Genomic DNA, 23,165 nt, shown 5'->3' on the forward strand with positions numbered 1-23,165 from the left:
GATGCGGAATCCCGGAGAGACGGGCGAGCAGCCCGCCGTCGCCGTTGACCGGGCCGCCGGGGACGTGCGCCGGCGACGGCTCGGCGACCGAAGGTACGCGGGGCTCGCTCATGCGAGGCTCCCTTCCATGATCATGTCGAGTACTGCGTGTTCGTCCAGCTCCCCGGCGCCGGACTCGTGGATGATCGAGCCTTCCTTGATGACCAGAACGCGGTCGGCAAGCCCGAGCACCTCGGGCACCTCGCTGGAGACCAGCAGCACCCCGACGCCCTCGTCGGCCAGCCGCCGGATCACCGCGTAGAGCTCCGCTCGGGCGCCCACGTCGACGCCGCGGGTGGGCTCGTCGAGCAGGAGCAGCTTGCGGCCGTCGACCAGCCAGCGCGCGAGCACGGCCTTCTGCTGGTTTCCGCCCGACAGCGTCCTGATGGCCCGCCGGGGATCCGGCGGGCGGATGCCGAGGGCCTCCGCGTGCTTTCGCGCGTCGGCCATCTCGCGGCCCCGGTCCAGCCAGCCGAACCGCGAATACCTGCTCAGCGCGCCGAGCGTGATGTTGCGGGCGACGCTCTGGTCGAGCAGCAGGGCCTGGGCCTTGCGCTCCTCGGGAGCGAGTCCCATGCCGAGCCGTACGGCACGGGTCGGGCTGCCGGAGCGCACCGGCTGCCCGTCGAGGATGACCTGGCCGGTGGCGCGGCGGGCGCCGTACACCGCCTCGATGATCTCGGAGCGGCCCGAGCCGACCAGCCCGGCCAGGCCGACGATCTCGCCGGCGCGCACGGAGAAGGACACGTCCCGCACCCGGCCGGGGACGGTCAGGCCCTCCACCCGCAACACCTCCGGGCTGCCGTCGTGGCTGCCGGGCTCGCGCCGGGGCGGGAACACGTACTCGACGTTCCTGCCGGTCATCAGCGAGACGATCTTCGAGGTCGAGGTCTCCCTCGCGGGCAGGCCGACCGCGACCGTGCGGCCGTCCTTGAGCACGGTGACCCGGTCGCCGATCTCGCGGATCTCCTCCAGCCGGTGGGAGATGTAGACGACGGCCACGCCCTGCGCGGTGAGCTCGCGGATGATGCGGAAGAGGTTGGTCACCTCGTCCTGCGCGAGCGCGGCGGACGGCTCGTCCATGATGATCAGCCGGGTCTCGTGCGAGAGCGCCCGCGCCATGCTCACGACCTGCTTGGCTGCCGGGGACAACGCCCCCACCTCGGTCGTGGGCCGGATCTCCGGGTGGCCCAGCCGGGCCAGGAGTTCGCGGACCGCCTTGGACGCCTGCGCCGTACGGGTGAAGCCGAACCGCGCCAGCTCGTGACCCAGGTAGATGTTCTCCGCGACGCTGAGCCCGTCGACCAGGTCGAGCTCCTGGTAGATGGTCGAGATGCCGAGCCGGATGGCCGCGATCGGAGTCGCCAGCCGCACCTCCTCGCCGGCCAGGGTGATGGAGCCCTCGTCCGGCTGGTGCGCGCCGGCGAGGATCTTGATCAGAGTGGACTTGCCCGCGCCGTTCTGCCCGAGCAGGCAGTGCACCTCTCCGGCGCGCACGTCGAGGTCGACGCCGTCGAGCGCGCGGACGCCGGGGAACTGCTTGACGATCCCGCGCATGAGGAGAAGCGGCGCCGTGTCGGGGGATGACTCCGGCATGGGTTGCCTCCTGGATTCGGATCCTGTCTGGCTGTGTGGCTCTGTGGTTGTGTGGAAGCTGTTCTGAAGGGAGTGGTGACCCGTCCGCCCGGCCGGGCTCGATGCGGCACCGCCGGTGACGGAGCCGAGGTCGGCGAGAACGGCTCCGTCATCGGGTTTCGGCCCGGCCGGGCGGACGGGGGACTGGGGGTCAGCGAGGCGGCTTCGCACGGTGGGACACCGGGTCAGCGCTCCCTTCCGTGCTCATCTGGGGGACCGGCATCGCGCTGGCGCGGATGTCGACGGTGGTGGGGTCGGACAGGACGCGCTCGACGACGAGTCCCGCCGCGCCGCGCGAGGCGGCGCAGAAGCCGAAGTCGGACGCGACGAAGGAGCAGCGGGCGATCGACCCGGCCACCCCCCATCGCTCGAGTTCGGCCTGCGCCACGGGGATGAGCTGGTCGGCGAGCCGGGCGAAGTAGCCGCCGAGGACGATCACACGGGGGTTGAAGAGGTTGACCAGCGTGGCCGCGCCGCGGCCCAGCCAGCGGCCGACCTCGGCGACGGCCTCGGTGACCCGCGGATCGCCCGCCGCCTGCCTCGCCTCGATCTCCGACAGGCGTTCCTCCGGGTCGCGGACCATCCCGTCGTGCGTGCCGTACGCGTTGTCGGGCGTGACCATCCGGACCAGGACGGCGAGGCCGACCTTGGTCTCCCAGCAGCCGATGCGCCCGCAGCCGCACCGGTCGCCCGAAGGGTCCACGGGGACGTGGCCCACCTCCCCGGCGAACCCGTCCGCCCCGCCGAGCAGCCGTCCGCCGGCGATGATGCCACCGCCTATGCCCACCTCTCCGGTGAGATAGACCAGGTCGGGGGTGCCGGCCGCGACGCCGCTGGTGAACTCGGCGAGCGCGGCGAGGTTGGCGTCGTTGTCCACGGTGACCGGCACGTCCCGCGAGACGTCTGCCCGTTCGAGCACGGTCGCGACGGGCACGCCGTACCACCCGAGGTTGGGCGCGACGTCGACCGTGCCCGTCGTCGTGTCGATGAGCCCGGGGACGGCGACGGTGATCCCGGCGACCCGCACCCCGAGCAGCGCGAGCTCGTCGACCGCCTGCCTGATCGCACCGGCCAGCTCCTCGAGGGAACGTTCCGGAGTGCTGTTCATCGCGTTGAAGCTGATCCGCCAGTCGAGCAGCACCCGCCCGGCGAGGTCCGTCGCGAACGCCGCGATGTAGTCGACGTTCACCTCCAGGCCGAGGGCGCCGACCCCCGAACCGTCGAGGGCGAGCGCGAGCCCGGGACGGCCGACCGCCCCGGCGTGCTGCGGACCGGTCTCCTTGATCAGGCCGCGGGCGAGCAGCTCGCTCGCGAGGCTGGTCACCGTGGTCTTGTTCAGTCCCGTCTCCGCGGCGACGGCCGACCTGGATCGAGCGCCGTGCTCTCTCAGGTGCCTGAGCACGAGGGCCAGGTTGGAGCGGCGCACGGTGGCCTGATCGGCCGGACCCCGCCGAGGGGTGCCCGGGCCGCCGTTCCAGGTGCCCTCACGCCGCACGCAGACCTCCTTGCGAAAATTGCATGCCGAACCAGACCACTTGCGTGGCCGGACGGAATTAATTTGCATGGCTCGTCGAATTAAAAGCGCGGTTTTGACGGTCGTGCAAGCGTCGAAACGCTTCGCCTTCCGTAACGCTTGGGTAACGCGGAACGGCGAGTCGCGTGATGCGGATTCGTTACCTTCCGCCGTGGTGCACGCCTGTGATGCCCATGTTATAAACGCGTTAATTAATCTTCGATACATACAAAGGCGGTCCGGCGTTGACCCAGAGGCAATCTCCCACGCGCTCGGCGAACGGTCTCGCCCAGCCGCTGGGTCACGCCTCCCTGCGGCGCGCCAACCTCGCGCTCGTGCTGCGCCACCTGCGCGAGGAGGGGTCCTGCTCCCGGGCGGACATCGCCGACTCGACCGGTCTGCACCGGGCCACCGTCTCCAACCTGATGGCCGAGTTGCTCGAGCGCGGGCTGGTCCGCGAGGTCGGGACGGAGCGGGCCGGAGCCATCGGCCGCCCCCGGCGCGCGGTGGCCCTCGACGGCTCGCACGTGGGCGCGCTCGGCATGGAGATCAACGTCGACTACATCGCGGTCCACGGCACCGACCTGAGCGGCCGCGTCCTGGTGGAACGCCGGATCGGCTTCGACGCCATGGGCCAGGGGCCCGACCGGTCGCTCGCGGAGCTCGGCCGGGTCACCCGGCGGGTCATCGGCGACATGAAGCGCGCCGGGGCGTTTCCCGGCGGCATCGTGGTCGGAGTGCCCGGCCTGGTGGACAGCGAGGGCGTGGTCGCGTTCGCGCCCAACCTCGACTGGCACGGCCTGCCCCTCGCCGACCGCCTCCGCGAGGAGCTCGGCGGCCTGCCGATCCCCGTCAGCGTGGACAACGACGCCAACCTCGCCGCGCTCGCCGAGTACACGTCCGGCGTCGCGGCCGGCACGTCCGACATGGTCTCCCTCACGGGAGAGGTCGGCGTCGGCGGCGGCATCATCGTCGGAGGCCGCCTGCTGCGCGGCGCCGACGGCTTCTCCGGCGAGGTCGGCCACCTGCCCGTCGACCCCGGTGGCAGCCGCTGCGGTTGCGGCCGGGTCGGGTGCTGGGAGACCAAGGTCGGGTTCGCCGCCCTGGTCCGCTCGGCCACCCCCGACCAGGCGTACGGCCAGGACACGGGGCTGGACACAGGGCTGAACACAGGGCACATCGCAGCGCCGACCCCCGATCCCGAGGAACGGGTGAGGGAGATCGCGAGGGGTCTCGCGGACGGCGACGAGCGGACGATGGGCGCGGTGGCGGAGGTCGGCAGATGGCTCGGGCTCGGCGGCTCGATCCTGGCCAACCTCTTCAACCCGCGCGTGATCGTGATCGGCGGCTACTTCGCGCGGCTCGCCGAGCAGCTCATCCCGCCGGCCCAGGCGCAGCTCGAGCAGCTCGTCATCGCCGGGCCGGCGGCGCGCTGCCGATTCATGGCGTCAAATCTAGGTTTCGGCGCCGCCTCCCGCGGCGCCGCGAGCATGGTGGTCGACCACATCATGGATGACCCGACTGCGATCGGCTCGGCACCGATCGCACATAACATTGCAGGTCAGAGAATATGACTTGCAAATCCTAAGGAGGTATTTGCACCCAGCTGGAGTCGGCACCTCCAGATACGAAGCGGCATGAGCACCACCCGCACAACCGGCAACAAGCGCGGCGGCGCGCGCCTTGCCTGACTGAGCCCCCCTAGGTCAGGAAAGGACTCTCATGTCTCCACGTCTTCGGCCGTGGGTCCCACTCTTATCCGCGTTGTCGCTGGTGTTGGCAACCAGCGTGGCGACGGCTCCGGCGGCCCAGGCCTCTGTCATCCCCGCCTCCGACTACCAGCAGGTCCAGCTGGCCGTCGGCGGCGCCGAGCTCGGCGAGGCGATGTCCCTCGCGGTGCTCCCCGACCGCACGGTGGTGCACACCGCCCGTGACGGCACGGTCCGGGTCACCGACGCGGCCGGTAACACCAAGGTGGCCGGCAAGCTCAACGTCTACACCCATGACGAAGAGGGCCTCCAGGGTGTCGCGGCGGACCCGAACTTCGCCACCAACCGGTTCATCTACCTGTACTACTCGCCCGCGCTGAGCACGCCCGGCGGCGATGCCCCCACCAACGGCACCCAGGCGCAGTTCGACCAGTGGAAGGGCGAGCTGCACCTGTCGCGGTTCACCCTCAACACAGACAACACGCTCAACCTGTCGAGCGAGAAGGTCGTGCTCGTCGTCCCCAACGACCGCGGGCAGTGCTGCCACGTCGGCGGCGACATCGACTTCGACGCCCAGGGGAACCTGTACCTCACCACGGGTGACGACACCAATCCGTTCGAGTCGAACGCGTACGCGCCCATCGACGAGCGGACCGACCGCAACCCGCAGTTCGACGCGCAGCGGTCCTCGGCCAACACCAACGACCTGCGCGGCAAGCTGCTGCGGATCCACCCGGAGGCCGACGGGACCTACACCATCCCGTCCGGCAACCTCTTCGCGCCCGGAACGGCGAAGACCCGCCCCGAGATCTACGGCATGGGCTTCCGCAACCCGTTCCGCATGTCGGTCGACAAGGCCACGGGCATCGTCTACCTCGGCGACTACGGTCCCGACGCCGGCGGCCCCGACGCGAACCGCGGCCCGGGCGGCCAGGTCGAGTTCAACCGGATCACCTCGGCGGGCAACTTCGGCTGGCCGTACTGCACCGGCACGAACACCACGGCCGAGACCTACAACGAGTTCACGTTCCCGAGCGGCCCCTCGCAGGCCAAGTACAACTGCGCGGGCGGCCCGACGAACAACTCGTTCCGCAACACCGGCCTGACCACGCTCCCCGCGGCCAAGCCCGCCTGGATCAGGTACGGCGGTGAGGCCGGCTCCCCGGCGGACTTCGGCAGCGGCTCCGAGTCGCCCATGGGCGGCCCGGTCTACCGGTACAACGCCTCGCTCAACTCCGCCGTGAAGTTCCCGCAGTCGCTCGACGGCCGGTTCTTCGCCGGAGAGTACGGCCGGCAGTGGATCAAGGCCATCGAGGTCAAGTCCGACGGCACCCCCGGTGACATCGGCGCCTTTCCCTGGCGCGGAACGCAGGTCATGGACCAGGCGTTCGGCCCGGACGGCGCGCTGTACGTCCTCGACTACGGTACGGGCAGCAACAACCAGGCACTGTGGCGCATCGAGTACATCGGCGGCGCCAACCGCAACCCGATCGCCAAGGCGGCCGCGGACAAGACCTCGGGCGCCAACCCGCTGACCGTGAACTTCTCCTCGGCCGGCAGCTCCGACCCCGAGGGCGGCGCGCTGACGTACTCGTGGAACTTCGGCGACGGCACCACCTCGACCGCGGCCAACCCCACCAAGACCTACACGGCGAACGGCACCTACACGCCGACGCTGACGGTCCGGGATCCGCAGGGCCTGACCGGTACGGCGAGCCTCGTGGTCAGCGTGGGCAACACCGCGCCGACGATCAACCTGACGACGCCGGCCAACGGAGCGCTCTTCGCCTTCGGCGACACGGTGCCGTACACGGTCACCGTCTCCGACCCCGAAGACGGCACGATCGACTGCAGCAAGGTGACCGTGACCTACTTCCTGGGCCACGACAACCACCGCCACCAGATCACGTCGAAGACCGGATGCTCCGGCACGCTGACGACCCCGACCGACGGTGAGCACGACGCCGCCGCGAACATCTTCGGCGTCTTCGAGGCCTCCTACACCGACAAGGGCGGCCTGACCTCGGTCAGCGCCCGCACCCTCCAGCCCAAGCACCGCCAGGCCGAGCACTACGGCGCGATGCAGGGCATCCAGCTCGCCGACCACGCCGGCGCCGAAGGCGCCAAGACGGTCGGCTTCACCGACAACGGCGACTGGATCTCCTTCACGCCGTACGCCCTGACCGGGGCCACCAGCATGACCGCGCGGGTCTCCTCCGGCGGCGTCGGCGGCACCATCGAGGTCCGCACGGGTTCGGCGACCGGCACGCTCCTCGGCTCCGCGGCGGTGGCGAACACCGGCAGCTGGGACACCTTCGTCAACGTGAACGTCCCGCTCTCGAACGTGCCGGGCGGCACCCAGACGCTGTACCTGGTGTTCAAGGGGGTGACGGGCCAGGGGAACCTGTTCGACCTGGACGCCTACACCTTCAACACCAGTGGCGGGGGCACCCCCACCACCACCGAGGGCGAGGCGTACACCTCGCAGTCGGGCGTGCAGCCCGCGGGTCACGCCGGCGCGAGCGGCGGCACGACGCTCGGTTACATCGACAACGGTGACTGGGCGGGCTACTCCACGGTGAACACCCAGGGGGCGAAGACCTTCTCGGCCAAGATCTCCTCCGCCGGCGCCGGCGGGACGATCACGATCCGCTCGGGTTCGCAGACCGGCACCGTGCTCGGTTCGGTGGCGGTTCCGAACACCGGCAGCTGGGACACCTTCCAGACGGTTTCCACCACATTGACCGGATCGGCGACGGGCTCGCTGTTCCTCACCTTCACGGGTGGGTCCGGCTCCCTGTTCGACATCGACACCTTCACCATCACCCGTTAGCCAGGCGCCCCGCGAAGGCGGCCGCGCGCGGGGCGACGTGCCCGTCACGTCCCCCGCGCGCCGGCGAGCCGTACAGGAAAGGACAGGCATGCGCACCGTCATGCGGCGTGGTCTGGCGCTGGTCGCCGCCACGTTGATCGCGAGCCAGCTCGCGCCCACCGCGGCCCAGGCGGCCGACCCCGCCTACCAGGTGCTGGTCTTCAGCAAGACCGCCGGGTTCCGGCACGACTCCATCCCCACCGGCATCCAGACGATCCGCGACCTCGGCGCGGCCAACAACTTCACCGTCACCGCCACCGAGGACGCCAACGCGTTCACCGCCGCCAACCTGGCGCAGTTCAAGGCCGTCGTCTTCCTCAGCACCACGGGCGACGTACTCAACGCCACCCAGCAGACGGCCTTTACCAACTACATCAACGGCGGCGGCGGCTACGTCGGCGTCCACGCCGCGGCCGACACCGAGTACGACTGGCCCTACTACGGCCAGCTGGTCGGGGCCTGGTTCAAGAGCCACCCGGCGATCCAGCAGGCGGTCGTCAAGAACGAGGACCGCACGCATCCCGCCACGGCGGGCCTCGCCGCGACGTGGACGCGGACCGACGAGTGGTACAACTACCGCACCAACCCCCGGTCCACCGTCCACGTGCTGCAGAGCCTGGACGAGACCAGCTACTCGGGCGGCGAGATGAGCGGGGACCACCCCATCACGTGGTGCCACCCGCAGGCGTCCGGCCGCTCGTTCTACACGGGCCTCGGGCACACCATCGAGTCGTACGCCGACCCGAACTACCGCAACCTGCTGCTCGGGGGCATCCGGTACGCGGCGGGCATGGTGCAGGCCAACTGCGACCCGCCCACCACCCCGCCGCCCACGGGCGACACGACCACGGTCGAGGGCGAGGCGTTCACCTCGCAGTCGGGCGTGCAGCCCGCGGGCCACGCCGGTGCCAGCGGCGGCACGACGCTCGGCTACATCGACAACGGTGACTGGGCGGGCTACTCGCAGGTGAACACGCAGAACGCGAAGACCTTCTCCGCGAAGGTCTCCTCGGCCGGCGCGGGCGGGACGATCACGATCCGCTCGGGTTCGCAGACGGGCACCGTGCTCGGGTCGGTGACGGTTCCCAACACCGGGAGCTGGGACACCTTCCAGACGGTCACCGCCAACCTGACCGGCAACGTGTCCGGGTCGCTGTTCCTCACCTTCACGGGTGGGTCCGGCTCCCTGTTCGACATCGACACCCTCACCATCTCCCGGACCACCACGACGCCGCCCACGAGCACCACGACCGAGGGCGAGGCGTACACCTCGCAGTCGGGCGTGCAGCCCGCGGGCCACAGCGGCGCGAGCGGCGGCACGACCATGGGCTTCATCGACAACGGCGACTGGGCCGGCTACTCGCAGGTGAACACGCAGAACGCGAAGACCTTCGCGGTGAAGTACTCCTCGGCGGGCGCGGGCGGGACGATCACGATCCGCTCGGGTTCGCAGACGGGCGCCGTGCTGGGCTCCGTGGCGGTCACCAACACCGGCAGTTGGGACACCTTCCGGACCGTCACCGTCAACCTGACCGGCAACGCGACCGGGTCGCTGTTCCTCACCTTCACGGGTGGGTCCGGCTCCCTGTTCGACATCGACACCTTCACCATCACCCGATGACCACCACCCGATGACCACCACCCGATAACGACCCACCTGGAGTGGTGCCCGCGCGCGACGCCCGTCTGAGGCGTCGCGGCGGGCGCCCTCCCCGAACTCGCGACAAGGGCCGCCGCACGCCGGGCGGCTCCAGGGAAAACGGCCGGGATCGTCGGCGACCGGCTCAGGGAAAAGGGAGTGACCGATGAAGATCGGTGTCTGGCTGGTAGGTGCGAGAGGATCGGTGGCCACCACGGTCGTCGCGGGAGCAGCGGCGTTGCGCGCCGGGCTCGCGGCGCCCGTCGGCTGCGTGACAGCGGGAACGGACTTCGCGAGGGCGGGACTGCCGCCGCTCGACGCGCTCGTCTTCGGCGGGCACGACATCTCCAGCACGCCGCTGCCGAAGAGGGCCGAGGAACTGACCAGGGCGGGGGTCATCCCGTCGCCGCTGGCCGACCTGGTCCGCCACGAACTGGAGACGGCCGACGCGGAGATCAGGCCCGGCATCACGGACGCGGTCCCCCGTGAAGGACAGACCCAGGCCGCGCTCGCACAGGCGCTGATCGACGACATCACCGACTTCCGCGACCGTCTCGGCCTCGCGCGGGTGGTCGTGATCCATGTGGCCTCGACCGAGCCGCCCGTCGCCCCCGCCCCGGCCCACCGGAACCTGGAGACGCTGACCGAGGCGCTCGAGACCCCCGGAGCCGCCGTCCTGCCGCCGAGCTCCCTCTACGCGTACGCCGCGCTCAGCGCCGGCTGCGCGTACATCGACTTCACGCCGTCGACCGGGGCCTGGCTGCCCGCGCTCGACGAGCTGGCGAACGCCCGTGCCGTGCCGTACGCCGGCCGGGACGCCAAGACGGGGGAGACCCTGGTCAAGACGGCCCTCGCCCCCATGTTCGCGGCCCGCGCCCTGGCCGTCCGCTCCTGGTCGGGGACGAATCTGCTCGGCGGGGGAGACGGCGCCACCCTGGCCGACCCCGCCGCGGGCGAGAGCAAGAAGATCTCCAAGGAGCGCGCGCTGCCCGCGATCCTCGGCCACGCCGTCGAGGGGCAGACCCACATCGACCACGTGGCGCACCTCGGCGACTGGAAGACCGCCTGGGACCACATCACCTTCGAGGGCTTCCTCGGCGTGCGCATGTCCATGCAGTTCACGTGGCAGGGCTGCGACTCGGCGCTCGCCGCCCCGCTGGTGCTCGACCTCGCCCGGCTGATCGCCCGCGCGCACGAGCGCGGCCGGGCCGGTGCGGTCGAGGAGCTCGGCTTCTTCTTCAAGGACCCCCTCGCGACCGACGAGCACCGCGTCCAAGTGCAGTACGACCTGCTGCGCGCCTGGGCCGGGAACCTGGCGTGAGCCCGGCTTCTCGCGCGACGCCCGGCGTCGCCGTGCCCGGCCTCGGCATGCCCGGCCTCGGGATGCCCAGTCTCGGCATGCCCGGCGTCGGCATGCCCGGCCTCGCCACGTTGGCCGAGCTCGTCCGCGCCCCCGCGGCCCTCACCGTTCCCGGTGACACGACCGCGGGCGGAGCGGTGAACCCGGGACTGGCGCTGTCGTCGGTCTGCCTCTACTGGGCCGGCATGGCGCTGAACGACTACGCCGACCGCGACCTCGACGCAGAGGAGAGACCCGAGCGGCCCATACCCTCCGGACGTGTCCGGCCGGGGCAGGCGCTCGGCCTCGCGGCCGGGCTCACGGGCGCGGGCCTCGCCCTCGCGGCGGGCGCGGGCGGGCGCCGGGCGCTCGGGGTCGCCTCCGGGCTGGCCGCCGTCGTGTGGGCCTACGACCTCGCGCTCAAGGACACCGCCGCCGGGCCGCTCGCGATGGCCGCGGCGCGCGGCCTCGACGTGCTCCTCGGCGGTACGGCCAGGGCGGCCGGCGGCGGAACGCAGGACGGAGCCGGCACGGCTCTGCTCACCGCCGGCGCCGTCGCGGCGCACACCTACGGGGTCACGGCCCTGAGCCGGGGCGAGGTCACGGGCGGATCGGCGGCCCGCTCGGCCACGGCACTCGCCGCCACCGCCGTGGCCACCGGGCTGGCCGCCGTCCACGTCCACCGGTCGGCAGCGAACCCGAGCCAGAACACGGGCGCGAACACGGGCGCGAAGGCCGGTGGCACCACGCGCGCCGTCGCGCGCAGGGCGGCCGGGTTCGGCCTGACGGCCGCCTACGCGGGGCTGGTGGGCGGCGCGCAGATCGCCGCGGCCAGGCGGCCCGACGCCGCGCGGACCCGGGCGGCCGTCGGCCAGAGCATCCTCGGGCTGCTGCCGCTGCAGGCCGCGCTCACCGCCGGGCGCGGCCGGCTCGTCGTGGCGGCGGCCCTCGTGGCGGCTCACCCCCTCGCGAGGAGGCTCTCGAGGAAGGTGTCCCCGACGTGAGATTCGGCTACGGGACCAACGGCTTCACCAACCACCGCCTCGACGAGGCGCTCGCCGTGCTCGCCGAGCTGGGGTATGACGGCGTCGCGCTCACCCTGGACGCGGGGCACCTCGACCCCTACGCGCCCGACATCGTCCGCCAGGTGGACCACGTCGCCAAACGGCTCGGGGAGCTCGGCCTCGCCGTGGTGATCGAGACGGGCGGGCGCTATGTGCTCGACCCGTTCCGCAAGCACCATCCGACCCTGCTCCACCCCGCCGAACAGGCGGAGCTCCGCGTCGACCTGCTCCGCCGCGCCATACGGATCGGAGCGGACCTCGGCGCGGAGGCCGTCTCCTTCTGGAGCGGGATCCGCCCGCCCGAGGTCGGGCTGGAGGAGGCCTGGGACAACCTCGTCGCGGGCGTCACCGCCGTGCTCGACGAGGCGGTGACCCGCGACGTCACGCTCGGCTTCGAGCCGGAGCCGGGAATGCTCGTCGAGGACGTCGCCGGGTTCGAGCGGCTGCACACGCTCGCCGGGAGGCCCGACCGGCTCGGCCTGACGCTGGACATCGGGCACTGCCGGTGCCTGGAGCCCGATCCGGTGCCCGACAGCGTGCGGCGCGCCGGGCCGTACCTGGTGAACGTGCAGATCGAGGACATGCGCCGCGGCGTGCACGAACACCTGGAGTTCGGCGAGGGGGAGATCGACTTCCCGCCGGTCCTGGCGGCGCTGGACGAGGTGGGCTACCGCGGCCTCGTCAGCGTCGAACTGCCGCGGCACAGCCACGCGGGGCCCGCGATCGCCGAACGCTCGTTGCGGTTCCTCCGCGACGCCCACGGCTCACATGAGACTCCCCTGTTCGAACCCCCGAGGGAGGACGGATGACGACCTCGAACGTGCCGGAGATTCCCCTGACCGACGAAGGCGCCCGCTGGCTGGAGGCCGCCATGGAGCGGGTCCGCGCGGACGCCGGAACACTCGCCGCGCTGTTTCCCGCGGCCGGCCGGGCCTGCGGCCGGGAGCCCGTCCCGGGCGACCCCGGCTGGACCGTCGACGAGGCCGCCCGGGCGCGGCTGCTGCTCGCCCTGCCCCAGACCGGCGCTCAGCTGGGGGAGACCCTGTTCGAGCTCTACGCCCACGGCGACGCCGCCGAGCGGCTCGCCGTGCTCAGATCGCTGCCCGCCCTCGAGCACGACTCCGGGCTCGGCGACGCGGGGGTGCCGCTCGTGCGCGACGCGCTGCGGACCAACGACGCCAGGCTCGTCCAGGCGGCGATGGGACCGTACGCGGCCGGTCACCTCTCCGATCACGCCTATCGGCAGGCGGTGCTGAAGTGCGTCTTCATCGGCGTGCCGCTCGCCGCGGTGGCCGGGCTCGACAGACGCGCGGACGGGGAGATGGCCAGGATGATGGCCGACTTCGCCGAGGAGCGGCTGCTCGCGGGACGTGAGGTGCCGCCGGACGTGTGGCCGGTGCTGGAACGCCACCCGACTCTCCTGACCAGGATCCACGCCCTCATCGGGGAGGAACGCTGATGCGCATCTTCGACCCCCACATCCACATGACCTCGCGGACCACCGACGACTACGAGCGCATGTACGCGGCGGGAGTCCGCGCCGTCGTGGAGCCGGCCTTCTGGCTGGGGCAGCCGCGCACGTCGCCCGCCAGCTTCGCGGACTACTTCGACGGCCTCCTCGGCTGGGAGCCGTACCGTGCCTCCCAGTTCGGGATCGTCCACCACTGCACGATCGCGCTGAACCCGAAGGAGGCCAACGACCCGCGCCTCCAGGGCGTACTGGACCTCCTTCCGCGCTACCTCGCCAAGGACCGCGTCGTCGCGGTCGGCGAGGTGGGCTACGACGAGATCTCCCCGGCCGAGGACGAGGCCCTGACCCGCCAACTCGCGCTGGCCGCCGAGCACGGCCTGCCGGTGCTCGTGCACACCCCGCACCGGGACAAGGCCGCCGGAACCCGGCGGACCATCGACGTCGTCCGCGAGTCGGGCCTGCCGCCCGAGCGGGTGCTCGTCGACCACCTCAACGAGATGACGGTCGGCATGGTCGCCGACAGCGGCTGCTGGATGGGCTTCTCCGTCTATCCCGACACCAAGATGGACGTCGACCGGATGGTCACGATCCTCAAGGAGCACGGACTCGACCGGGTCCTGGTGAACTCCGCGGCCGACTGGGGCCGCAGCGACCCGTTGAAGACCCGGGCCGTCGGCGACGCGATGCTCGCCGCCGGGTTCTCCGAGGCGGACGTCGACACCGTGCTCTGGGCCAATCCCGTCGCCTTCTACGGGCAGAGCGGCCGCCTCGACCTCTCGGGCGTCGCCGTTGAGGCCACTGAAGCCACCACCACCACCACCGCGGCAGCTGCCGCGGTCGCCGCCGGCGGCGACTACGCCGGCAACACGGTCTTACGCGGTTCGCCCGCGTGAGGAAAGGCAGTCGGGGGTCTCCGCCGCGAGGCGGGGAGCGCAAAGGATCCACAGCAGTCCCTGGGAAAGGTGGGCGATGACCCGCAGGAAGTTCGCACCGACCATGAGAAAGGCGCTGGCCTTCGTGGCTGCCGCCCTTCTCGCCTTATCCATCGGAATCGTGTCCCCAGGCGTCGCGGCGGCGGCCGCGGACCCGCCCTTCAAGGCATTGGTCTTCTCCAAGACCGCAGGCTTCCGCCACTCGTCGATCCCGAACGGGATCGCCGCGATCAAACAGCTCGGACAGGACCACAACTTCACCGTCGACGCGACCGAGGACGCGGGCGCCTTCACCGAGGCGAACCTGGCGAACTACCAGGTCGTCATCTTCCTCTCGACCACCGGAGACGTGCTGGACGCCACCCAGCAGGCCGCCTTCGAGAAGTACATCGAGGGCGGGGGCGGCTACGCCGGCGTCCACGCGGCGGCCGACACCGAGTACGACTGGGCGTGGTACGGCAAGCTGGTCGGCGCCTACTTCAAGCAGCACCCGGCTCCGCAGCAGGCCACGGTCAAGATCGAGGACCCGGACCACCCGTCCACCAAGGGGCTGCCCACCACGGTGTCCCGCACGGACGAGTGGTACGACTACCAGACCGACCCGCGCGGCACGGTCCACGTCCTGACCTCCCTGGACGCCTCGTCGTACACGGGCAGCACGATGGGGGCCGACCACCCCAACACGTGGTGCCAGGACTACGACGGCGGCCGGTCCTGGTACACCGGGCTCGGGCACACCGAGGAGAGCTACACCGAACCGAACTTCCTGCACCTGCTGCTCGGCGGCATCCAGACGGCGGCTGGCGTGGTCGACGCGGACTGCTCGGCGAGCCTGGACGGCAGCTTCGAGAAGGTCACGCTCGACGACAACACGTCCAACCCGATGATGCTGGACGTCGCCCGTGACGGGACCGTCTACTACATCGACCGCCTGGGCGACATCAAGGCAGTCAAGCCGGACGGCGGCCTCGTGAGCACCGGGCGTCTCAACGTCTTCACCGCCAACGAGAGCGGCCTGCTCGGCATGGCCCTCGACCCCCACTTCGGCGACAACCACTGGATGTACCTCTACTACTCGCCCACGGCCAAGGTCGTCGACCGGCTGTCGCGCTTCACCGTGAACGCCGACAGGACGATCGACATGGCCAGCGAGAAGGTACTGCTGGAGATCCCCGTCCAGCGGGCCGAATGTTGCCACCACGGCGGCGGCATGGTGTTCGACAAGGCCACCGGCGACCTGTGGCTCGCCAACGGCGACAACACCAACCCGTTCGCCTCCGACGGCTACGCCCCGATCGACGAGCAGTCGGGCCGCTCCTCCTGGGACGCCCAGGGCACCGCCGCCAACACCAACGACCTGCGCGGCAAGGTGCTGCGCATCCACCCCGAGGCCGACGGGACCTACACCATCCCCGACGGCAACCTGTTCCCGCCGGGCACGGCGAAGACCCGCCCCGAGATCTACGGCATGGGCTTCCGCAACCCGTTCAGGATCGGGATCGACCCCAAGACCCACAAGCTCCTCGTGGCCAACTACGGTCCTGACGCCGGCAACGCCAGCGCCACCCGTGGCCCGGAGAACACGGTCGAATGGGACATCCTCAACAAGCCCGGCTTCTACGGCTGGCCGTACTGCGTGGGCAACAACAAGCCCTACATCGACTACAACTTCGCGACCGGCCAGTCGGGCTCGGCGTTCAACTGTGCGGCGCCGAAGAACGACTCGCCCAACAACACGGGTCTGACCGACCTGCCTGCGGCCCTCCCGGCGATGGTCTACTACCACTACGCGGCCGACCCCGCCTTCCCCGAGCTCGGTGGTGGCGGCGCGCCGATGGCGGGTCCCGCCTACCGGTTCGACCCCAACCTGGTCTCCGACCGCAAGTGGCCGGCGTACTGGGACGGCAAGGCGATCTTCGCTGAGTGGAACCAGGACAAGCTGTACTCCTTCCAGCTCAACGAGGACGGCAGCAAGCTCGTCGACATCAACCAGATCTTCGGCACCATGGGCTTCAAGAAGCCGATGGACATGAAGTTCGGGCCCGACGGCGCGCTCTACCTGATCGAGTGGGGCTCCGGATTCGGTGGTGACAACACCGACTCGGGCGTCTACCGCATCGACTACGTCAAGGGGAACCGGGCACCCGTCGCCAAGGCGGCGGCCGACAAGACCTCCGGTCCCGCTCCCTTGACGGTGAAGTTCTCCAGCGAGGGCTCACGCGACCCCGACGGTTCGCCGATCACGTACGCGTGGGACTTCGACGGGAACGGCAGCACCGACTCGACCGAGGCCTCGCCGACCCACACCTACCAGGGCAACGGCGACTTCAGCGCCACCCTCACGGTGACCGACGCGGACGGCAAGACCGCGGCCGCGAGCGTGCCGATCACGGTCGGCAACACCGCGCCCACGGTGAAGATCAACCTCCCGCCGAACGGCGGCTTCTTCGAGTTCGGCGACCAGGTGAAGTTCGACGTCACCGTCACCGACCCCGAGGACGGGACGGTCGACTGCGACGACGTGCAGATCCAGGCGGTGCTCGGGCACGACACCCACGGCCACCCGCTGGACCAGTACACCGGCTGCACCGGCACCGTTCAGACCACGCTGTCGTCCGGGCACACCGAAGGCGACAACGTCTTCTACGTGCTGGAGGCCAGCTACACCGACAAGGGCGGCGCCGGCGGCTCCAAGTCGCTGACCGGCAGGGCCCAGGTCATCCTGCAGCCCAAGCGCAAGCAGGCCGAGTTCTACGAGACCACCGGTCGCGTCCCCGACGGCACCGGCACCGGCGACCCCGGCGTCAAGGTCGAGACGGCGTCCGACCCGCAGGGCGGCTTCGAGGACATCGGCTTCATCGAGGACGGTGACTTCTGGTCCTTCAGCCCGGCCAACCTGGCGGGCATCGGGCGGATCACCTTCCGCGCCGCGTCCGCCTCGACGGGCGGCGTGATCGAGATCCACGCCGGCACGGCCGACGGGCCCCTCGTGGGCAAGGCGACCGTGCCGAACACGGGAGGCTGGCAGACGTACCAGAACTTCCCGGTCGACCTGACCTCTCCGCCGACGACGAGCGGGCCGCTGTTCTTCGTGGTCCGCAAGCCCGCCGGCGGCAACAACGACTCGCTGGTGAACGTCAACTGGGTCGACTTCGAGGGCCAGGGCGTCACCGACAACCAGCGGCCCACGGTCACCGCGACGGCGACGCCGACGCGGGGCGTCGCCCCCCTCCAGGTGGCCTTCCACAGTGAGGGGAACGACCCGGACGGCAACACTCCGCTGACCTACAAGTGGAACTTCGGCGTCGCCGGGGCTCCGCAGCCCACCACGCAGGACGCGACCTACACCTACCAGGCGCCGGGAACCTACGACGCCCAGGTGACGGTCACCGACACGAAGGGCGCCGCGAGGACCGAGCACGTCCAGGTCGTCGTCGACAGCCCGAGCACGACCTGCCTCACCGGCAAGTCGGACGGTTTCGACGGCACCACGCTCGACCACAACAAGTGGACCGTCATCAGGGAGAACCAGGACCTGACCGTCTCCGGCGGCAGCCTGCACATCCCGACCTCCGCCACCGAGATCTACAGCGGAGGCAACACGACGCCCGTCACCAACATCGTGGTCCAGCCCGCTCCGAACGGCGCGTGGCAGGCGACGACCAAGGTGACGATCGCGGCGCGCACCGAGTACCAGCAGGCCGGTCTGCTCCTGTACGGAAACGACGACAACTACGCCAAGCTGGTGATCCAGGGCCGCGGCACGAGCGGCGCCGCCGGTCGCATCATCCAGTACATCCGGGAGGAGAACGGCCAGCCCAACGAGGTGGCCCAGTCCAACACCGGCAGCCTGGGAGCGGCGTTCCCCGACACCGTGTACCTGCGGCTGTCGAGTGACGGCACCCGTCTCACCGCGGCGTACTCCGCCGACGGCGAGGCGTGGACTCAGATGCCGCAGACCGACAAGCTGATCGCCGGGATCGACAACCCGCGCATCGGCCTGACCTCGTTCGCCAGCACGGGCAACCGTACGGTTATCGACGCGGCGTTCGACTGGTTCCAGATCCTGCCGGACGACACCGCCACCGGGCCCGCCGACCCGAACGACGAGTTCGACGGCACCTCGCTCGACCAGTGCCGGTGGAGCACCGTCGTCCGTCCGGACCCCACCGCGGTGCGGGTGACCGGCGGCAACCTCGAGATCGACACCAGCAAGGGTGACATCTACGGGACGGACAACTCCAACCCGAAGAACTTCATCCTGCAGACCCCGCCCGCCGGGGACTGGACCGTCGAGACCAAGGTCGACGGCAGCGCGTTCAATGAGCAGTACCAGCAGGGCGGTCTCATCGCGTACGGCGACGACGGCAACTACGTCAAGCTCGACTACGTCGTCGACAACGCGGCGGGCTCGGCGGTCACCCGCAGGCTCGAGCTGCGCAGCGAGGTCGGCAACACCGTGCAGGACCCGCAGCCCGGGGTGTCCAACCTCACCCAGGGCGTCTGGTGGCTGCGCCTGGCCAAGCAGGGCAACACCTACCACGGCTACTATTCGGCCGACGGCGCCACGTGGACCGAGGTCGGCTCGCCGACTCCGGTGACGAACGCCGCCGTGAGCGGGGCCAAGGTCGGCGTGTTCGCCTTCGGCGTCAACCAGGCGGCAGTGAAGACGGCGAAGTTCGACTACTTCCGCGCCTCGTGGGGCGAGCAGCCGGACTCCACCCCGCCCACGGTCTCGGCCGCGACCGTCCCGGCAGCTCCCGACGGGGCCGACGGATGGTTCGTGTCCAGTGTCGCGGTCGCCGTGACCGCGGCCGATGAGGAGTCGGGTGTCGACAAGACCGAGGTCAGCGTGGACGGCGGGCCGTTCGCGGCCTACACCGACCCCGTGAGCATCTCGGCGGACGGCACGCACACCGTGGCGTACCGGGCGACGGACAAGGCGGGCAACACCGCCAACGGTTCCGTCACGGTGAAGAAGGACGCCACGGCCCCTCTGACCACGGCGCAGTTCGCACCGGCCAACGACGACGGCTGGCACGGAGCCACCGTGCCCGTCACCCTGTCGGCGACCGACGCGACGTCCGGCGTGGCGGGGATCGAGTACGCCCTGGACGGCGGAGCGTGGAAGCCGTACACCGAGCCGGTGAACGTGACCGGCGACGGCACCCACACCGTGGCCTACCGGGCCAAGGACAAGGCCGGGAACGTGGAGACCGAGAAGGCCGCCACGCTGAAGATCGACGGCACCAAGCCGACGGTCCTCGTCTCCGGCATCGCCGCCGGGCAGATCTACGGCGACAGCCAGGATGTGCGCATCACCTGGCAGGCCGTGGACAGCACCTCCGGGGTCAAGACCCTGGCGGGCCGGCTGGACGGCGATCCGTTCCAGTCGGGGCTGCTGCGGTCGCTGTTCGAGTTCCCGCTCGGCACGCACGAGTTGAAGGTCACCGCGACGGACAACGCCGGCAACAAGACGGTGCAGTCCGTCTCGTTCGGCATCACCACCTCCACGCGTGACATCGCCAACCTGATCGACCGCTTCGCGGCGACGGGCTGGCTCAGCCAGAAGAACGCCAACAACCTCCAGGACCAGCTCGCCAAGGCCCGCAAGGCCGAGGCGGCCGGTAACGACACCAAGACGATCAAGGAGCTGAAGAACTTCAAGACCCTCGTCGCCGACCCGAAGGTCGTGACGGTGGCCGACGTCAAGGACGTCCTGACCCGCGACGCCGACGCGATCATCGCGCGGCTGAACGGCCCGGCCGGCAGCTGACGAAGGCAGGGGCGGCCCGTTTCGGCGGGCCGCCCCGGTCTGTCCCTCCGTTTTCGCCCGGTCGGTCCCCGGCTCAGCAGGACCACCCCCTGTTCGGCATGACCAACCCCCGGCTCAGCATGACCAGCCCCCGGGCCGACACTGACCGGCCTGCAGCCGGCACCGACCAGCCCTTGCCGGCACTGATCAGCCCTCGACCAGCCCTCGATCAGCCCTCGACCAGCCCTCGATCAGCCCTCGACCAGTCTTCGACCAGCCCCGTGCAGCTTCGACCAGCACTGACCGGCCTTGTGAAAGCCCTGCCTTGTGCGGCAACGACAGCCTTGTGAAGCACTGACCAGCCCTGACCAGCCCCGACCAGCCCAGTTCAACCCCGTTTATCCGGACCGGCTCGTGTTGCCTGCCCTTGCGTCGTGTTGTCCGGCCCTCTCCAGCTCCTGTTCGCCCTGTCGGCCCCCTGTCCGCTTTGCCCGTCGTCGGAGTGAAGGAACGACATCGTGAGATTCCGGCATCAGGACGGCTCGACCGTCCATCTGGCCTACTGCACCAATGTCCACCCGGCCGAGGACCTCGACGGCGTGATCACGCAGTTGCGCGATTACGCGGCGCCCGTTCGCGAGCGGCTCGGCGTCGCACGGCTCGGCGTCGGCCTGTGGTTGTCGCGCCCCGTCGCCGACGCTCTGGTCGCCGACCCCGCACAGGTCGTACGGCTTCGTGACGCCCTCACCGGCCATGGGCTGGAGGTCGTCACGCTCAACGCGTTCCCGTACCGGAGCTTCCACGACGAGAGCTCGTCCAAGCTGCGGGTCTACCGTCCGGACTGGACCACACCCGAGCGCCTTCACTACACCCTCGACGTGGCCAGGCTGCTGGCGGCGCTGCTTCCCGACGACGTCACATCGGGGACCGTCTCCAGTCTTCCCCTGGCCTGGCGCAGCCCGTGGACGCCGGACACGGCCGAGGCGGCTAGGCGGCGAATCGGCCAACTCGCCGAGGGACTCGCCGTCATCGCCGCCTCGACCGGACGGACCATACGAGTGGGCTTCGAGCCCGAGCCAGGCTGCGTCGTGGAGACAACCGCGCAGGCGGCCGAGCATCTTTCCGGGCTCGACCCCGCCTACCTGGGCGTCTGCCTGGACGCCTGTCATCTGGCCGTGCAGTTCGAGGAGCCCGGCGAGGCGCTCGCGCGGCTGGCCACGGCGGGTCTTCCGGTGGTGAAGCTCCAGGCGTCGTGCGCCCTGCAGGCCGACGACCCCGCCGACTCCGCCGTACGTGAGGCGCTGCTGGCCTTCGACGAGCCGCGGTTCATCCACCAGACGCGGGAACGGGACCAGTGGCCGGGGGCCGACGACCTCGGAGAGGCGCTGTCGGGAGACCTGGCCGGTGCCTCACCGTGGCGGGTGCACTTCCACGTGCCGCTGCACGCGGCGCCCGCGGCGCCTCTCGGCTCGACACAGGACGTGCTGGACGGGACCCTGCGTGCCCTGCTCGGCGGCCCGGCCGCCCTCACGCACCACGTCGAGGTGGAGACCTACACCTGGCAGGCGCTTCCGGAGGACCGCCGTCCCCGTACCGGCGGCGACCTCGTCGAGGGGATCGCGCAGGAGCTGGCCTGGGCTCGCGATCGCCTCATCGACCTCGGGCTGAAGGAGGAGATCCGATGAGACCCCTGGTAGTCGTCGATGTGGTCGGACTGACGCCTCGGCTGCTGGAGCACATGCCCAACGTGGCCAAGCTCGGTGCGCCGGCGGAGTTGCGGACGGTCCTGCCGGCGGTGACGTGCTCGGTCCAGTCGACCCTGCTCACCGGCACGATGCCGCGTGACCACGGGATCGTCGGAAACGGCTGGTATTTCCGCGATGTCGGGGAGGTCCTGCTCTGGCGGCAGCACAACGCGCTCGTCGAAGGCCCGAAGATCTGGGACGACGCCCGGAAGGTCAATCCCGGCTACCGCGTCGCCAACATCTGCTGGTGGTACGCCATGGGCGCCGCCACCGAATTCACGGTGACGCCCCGGCCGATCTACCACGCCGACGGACGCAAGTCGCCCGACTGCTACACGACCCCGCCGTCGCTGCGCAACGACCTGACCAGGGAGCTCGGGCGCTTCCCGCTGTTCTCCTACTGGGGGCCGAAGGCGGGGATCACCTCCAGCCAGTGGATCGTGGACGCGGCCCGGCTCACGCTCGCGCGGGAGCGGCCCGATCTCACGCTGGTGTATGTGCCGCACCTGGACTACGACCTGCAGCGGTACGGCTCGTCGGGGCCGGAGGCGGTGGCCGCGGCCCGGGAGGTCGACACGGTCCTCGGGCCCCTGCTCGACGACGCCGCGGCGGCCGGCGCAGTCACGGTCGTCCTTTCGGAGTACGGCATCACCGACGTCTCCCGCCCGGTCGACGTCAACCGGGTGCTGCGATCCGAAGGCTTGTTGTCGGTCTACCGGCAGGCCGGCATGGAGTACCTCGACCCGTGGACCTCGCGCGCGTTCGCCGTGGCCGACCATCAGCTCGCCCATATATACGTGCGGGATCCCGCGGACGTCCCCCGGGTCAGGTCGCTGATCGGCTCGCTGCCGGGCGTGGACCAGGTCCTCGATGCGGAGGGGAAGGCCGCACACGGGCTGGACCACGCGCGGGCCGGAGAACTGGTCGCGGTCGCCGCGCCGGACTCGTGGTTCACGTATTACTACTGGCTCGACGACGACCTCGCTCCGGACTTCGCCCGGTCCGTTGAGATCCACCGCAAGCCCGGCTACGACCCGGCCGAGCTGTTCCTGAATCCGGCCGACCCCCTGGTGAAGGCCAAGGCCGCGCTCGCCCTGGCCCGCAAGGAACTGGGATTCCGCTACACGATGCCGGTCATCCCGCTCGACCCCTCCGTGGTGAAGGGCAGTCATGGCCGCCTGCCCGCCGACCCGCTGGACGGCCCCGTCCTGCTGAGCAGCGAGACCCTCGACAACCAGTCGTACGCCGCTACCGACGTCAAGTCGCTTCTCCTCCGTCTCGGTGGGCTGCAGCAGACGTAGCCGCACAGTCCGGGGCGTTCCCTGGTCATCCGGGTGTTCTCGGGCTATCTGGGCGTTCCCGGGTTATCCGGGGCTTCCCCCGGTCATGTCGTGACGCCCGCAGGTCACGGCCATGGCACCGCAGGTTGGGTGCCTGGTCGTGCCCCTGGGG

General features: G+C 70.7%; 13 protein-coding genes. 11 read left to right on the plus strand and 2 right to left on the minus strand.

All coding sequences use genetic code 11. The features are described 5' to 3' along the window. Positions 1–108: 108 nt before the first annotated feature. Together Pph01_RS41730 and Pph01_RS41735 are read right to left on the minus strand one after the other, a co-directional pair. Positions 109–1,635: a sugar ABC transporter ATP-binding protein gene (locus Pph01_RS41730; protein WP_204078807.1), complete on the minus strand. Its 1,527-nt coding sequence runs from the start codon at positions 1,633–1,635 to the stop codon at positions 109–111. Positions 1,636–1,825: 190 nt separating this feature from the next. Continuing rightward, entirely contained in the window at positions 1,826–3,169 is a 1,344-nt protein-coding gene (locus Pph01_RS41735; RefSeq protein WP_239117411.1) for an ROK family transcriptional regulator, read from the minus strand. Between the two features lie 263 nt (positions 3,170–3,432). Here Pph01_RS41735 and Pph01_RS41740 point away from each other — a divergent pair, with 263 nt between their 5' ends. From Pph01_RS41740 to Pph01_RS41790, 11 genes are all read left to right on the plus strand, one after another. Continuing rightward, a complete protein-coding gene (locus Pph01_RS41740) occupies positions 3,433–4,761 on the plus strand; it encodes an ROK family transcriptional regulator (RefSeq protein ID WP_204078809.1) in 1,329 nt (442 codons plus the stop codon). A gap of 148 nt (positions 4,762–4,909) precedes the next feature. Then, the gene (locus Pph01_RS41745; RefSeq protein WP_204078810.1) at positions 4,910–7,729 is read left to right on the plus strand and encodes a carbohydrate-binding protein; all 2,820 of its coding nucleotides are present in this window, start codon (positions 4,910–4,912) and stop codon (positions 7,727–7,729) included. A gap of 88 nt (positions 7,730–7,817) precedes the next feature. Next, positions 7,818–9,389, plus strand: a complete 1,572-nt coding sequence (locus Pph01_RS41750) for a ThuA domain-containing protein (RefSeq protein ID WP_204078811.1) — start codon at positions 7,818–7,820, stop codon at positions 9,387–9,389. A gap of 184 nt (positions 9,390–9,573) precedes the next feature. Continuing rightward, on the plus strand, positions 9,574–10,728 hold the full coding sequence (locus Pph01_RS41755; RefSeq protein ID WP_204078812.1) for an inositol-3-phosphate synthase: 1,155 nt from the start codon (positions 9,574–9,576) through the stop codon (positions 10,726–10,728). Positions 10,729–10,820: 92 nt separating this feature from the next. Continuing rightward, entirely contained in the window at positions 10,821–11,750 is a 930-nt protein-coding gene (locus Pph01_RS41760; RefSeq protein ID WP_204078819.1) for an SCO3242 family prenyltransferase, read from the plus strand. Continuing rightward, a complete protein-coding gene (locus Pph01_RS41765; protein ID WP_204078813.1) occupies positions 11,747–12,619 on the plus strand; it encodes a sugar phosphate isomerase/epimerase family protein in 873 nt (290 codons plus the stop codon). The genes Pph01_RS41760 and Pph01_RS41765 overlap by 4 nt, the downstream gene beginning before the upstream one ends. Beyond that, positions 12,616–13,269, plus strand: a complete 654-nt coding sequence (locus tag Pph01_RS41770) for an EboA domain-containing protein (RefSeq protein WP_204078814.1) — start codon at positions 12,616–12,618, stop codon at positions 13,267–13,269. The genes Pph01_RS41765 and Pph01_RS41770 overlap by 4 nt, the downstream gene beginning before the upstream one ends. Next, positions 13,269–14,174, plus strand: coding sequence for a TatD family hydrolase (locus Pph01_RS41775; RefSeq protein WP_204078815.1), 906 nt, complete (start codon positions 13,269–13,271; stop codon positions 14,172–14,174). The genes Pph01_RS41770 and Pph01_RS41775 overlap by 1 nt, the downstream gene beginning before the upstream one ends. A 76-nt stretch (positions 14,175–14,250) precedes the next feature. Next, complete coding sequence (locus Pph01_RS41780) at positions 14,251–19,989, plus strand: ThuA domain-containing protein (RefSeq protein WP_204078816.1); 5,739 nt, start codon at positions 14,251–14,253, stop codon at positions 19,987–19,989. Between the two features lie 497 nt (positions 19,990–20,486). Then, a complete protein-coding gene (eboE, locus tag Pph01_RS41785) occupies positions 20,487–21,653 on the plus strand; it encodes a metabolite traffic protein EboE (RefSeq protein ID WP_204078817.1) in 1,167 nt (388 codons plus the stop codon). Further along, positions 21,650–23,014, plus strand: a complete 1,365-nt coding sequence (locus tag Pph01_RS41790; RefSeq protein WP_204078818.1) for an alkaline phosphatase family protein — start codon at positions 21,650–21,652, stop codon at positions 23,012–23,014. Before eboE ends, Pph01_RS41790 begins: the two co-directional genes overlap by 4 nt. Positions 23,015–23,165: the final 151 nt, after the last annotated feature.

The organism is Planotetraspora phitsanulokensis (genome assembly GCF_016863295.1).
GTDB classification, from domain to species: Bacteria; Actinomycetota; Actinomycetes; order Streptosporangiales; family Streptosporangiaceae; genus Planotetraspora; species Planotetraspora phitsanulokensis.

Excerpts from the sequence above, each read along its gene's own strand:
- Pph01_RS41730 (WP_204078807.1), bottom strand. The coding sequence starts at position 1,635 with ATGCCGGAGTCATCCCCCGACACGGCGCCGCTTCTCCTCATGCGCGGG.
- Pph01_RS41745 (WP_204078810.1), top strand. The coding sequence starts at position 4,910 with ATGTCTCCACGTCTTCGGCCGTGGGTCCCACTCTTATCCGCGTTGTCG.
- Pph01_RS41750 (WP_204078811.1), top strand. The coding sequence starts at position 7,818 with ATGCGCACCGTCATGCGGCGTGGTCTGGCGCTGGTCGCCGCCACGTTG.
- Pph01_RS41755 (WP_204078812.1), top strand. The coding sequence starts at position 9,574 with ATGAAGATCGGTGTCTGGCTGGTAGGTGCGAGAGGATCGGTGGCCACC.
- Pph01_RS41760 (WP_204078819.1), top strand. The coding sequence starts at position 10,821 with ATGCCCGGCCTCGCCACGTTGGCCGAGCTCGTCCGCGCCCCCGCGGCC.
- Pph01_RS41770 (WP_204078814.1), top strand. The coding sequence starts at position 12,616 with ATGACGACCTCGAACGTGCCGGAGATTCCCCTGACCGACGAAGGCGCC.
- Pph01_RS41775 (WP_204078815.1), top strand. The coding sequence starts at position 13,269 with ATGCGCATCTTCGACCCCCACATCCACATGACCTCGCGGACCACCGAC.
- Pph01_RS41780 (WP_204078816.1), top strand. The coding sequence starts at position 14,251 with ATGACCCGCAGGAAGTTCGCACCGACCATGAGAAAGGCGCTGGCCTTC.
- Pph01_RS41790 (WP_204078818.1), top strand. The coding sequence starts at position 21,650 with ATGAGACCCCTGGTAGTCGTCGATGTGGTCGGACTGACGCCTCGGCTG.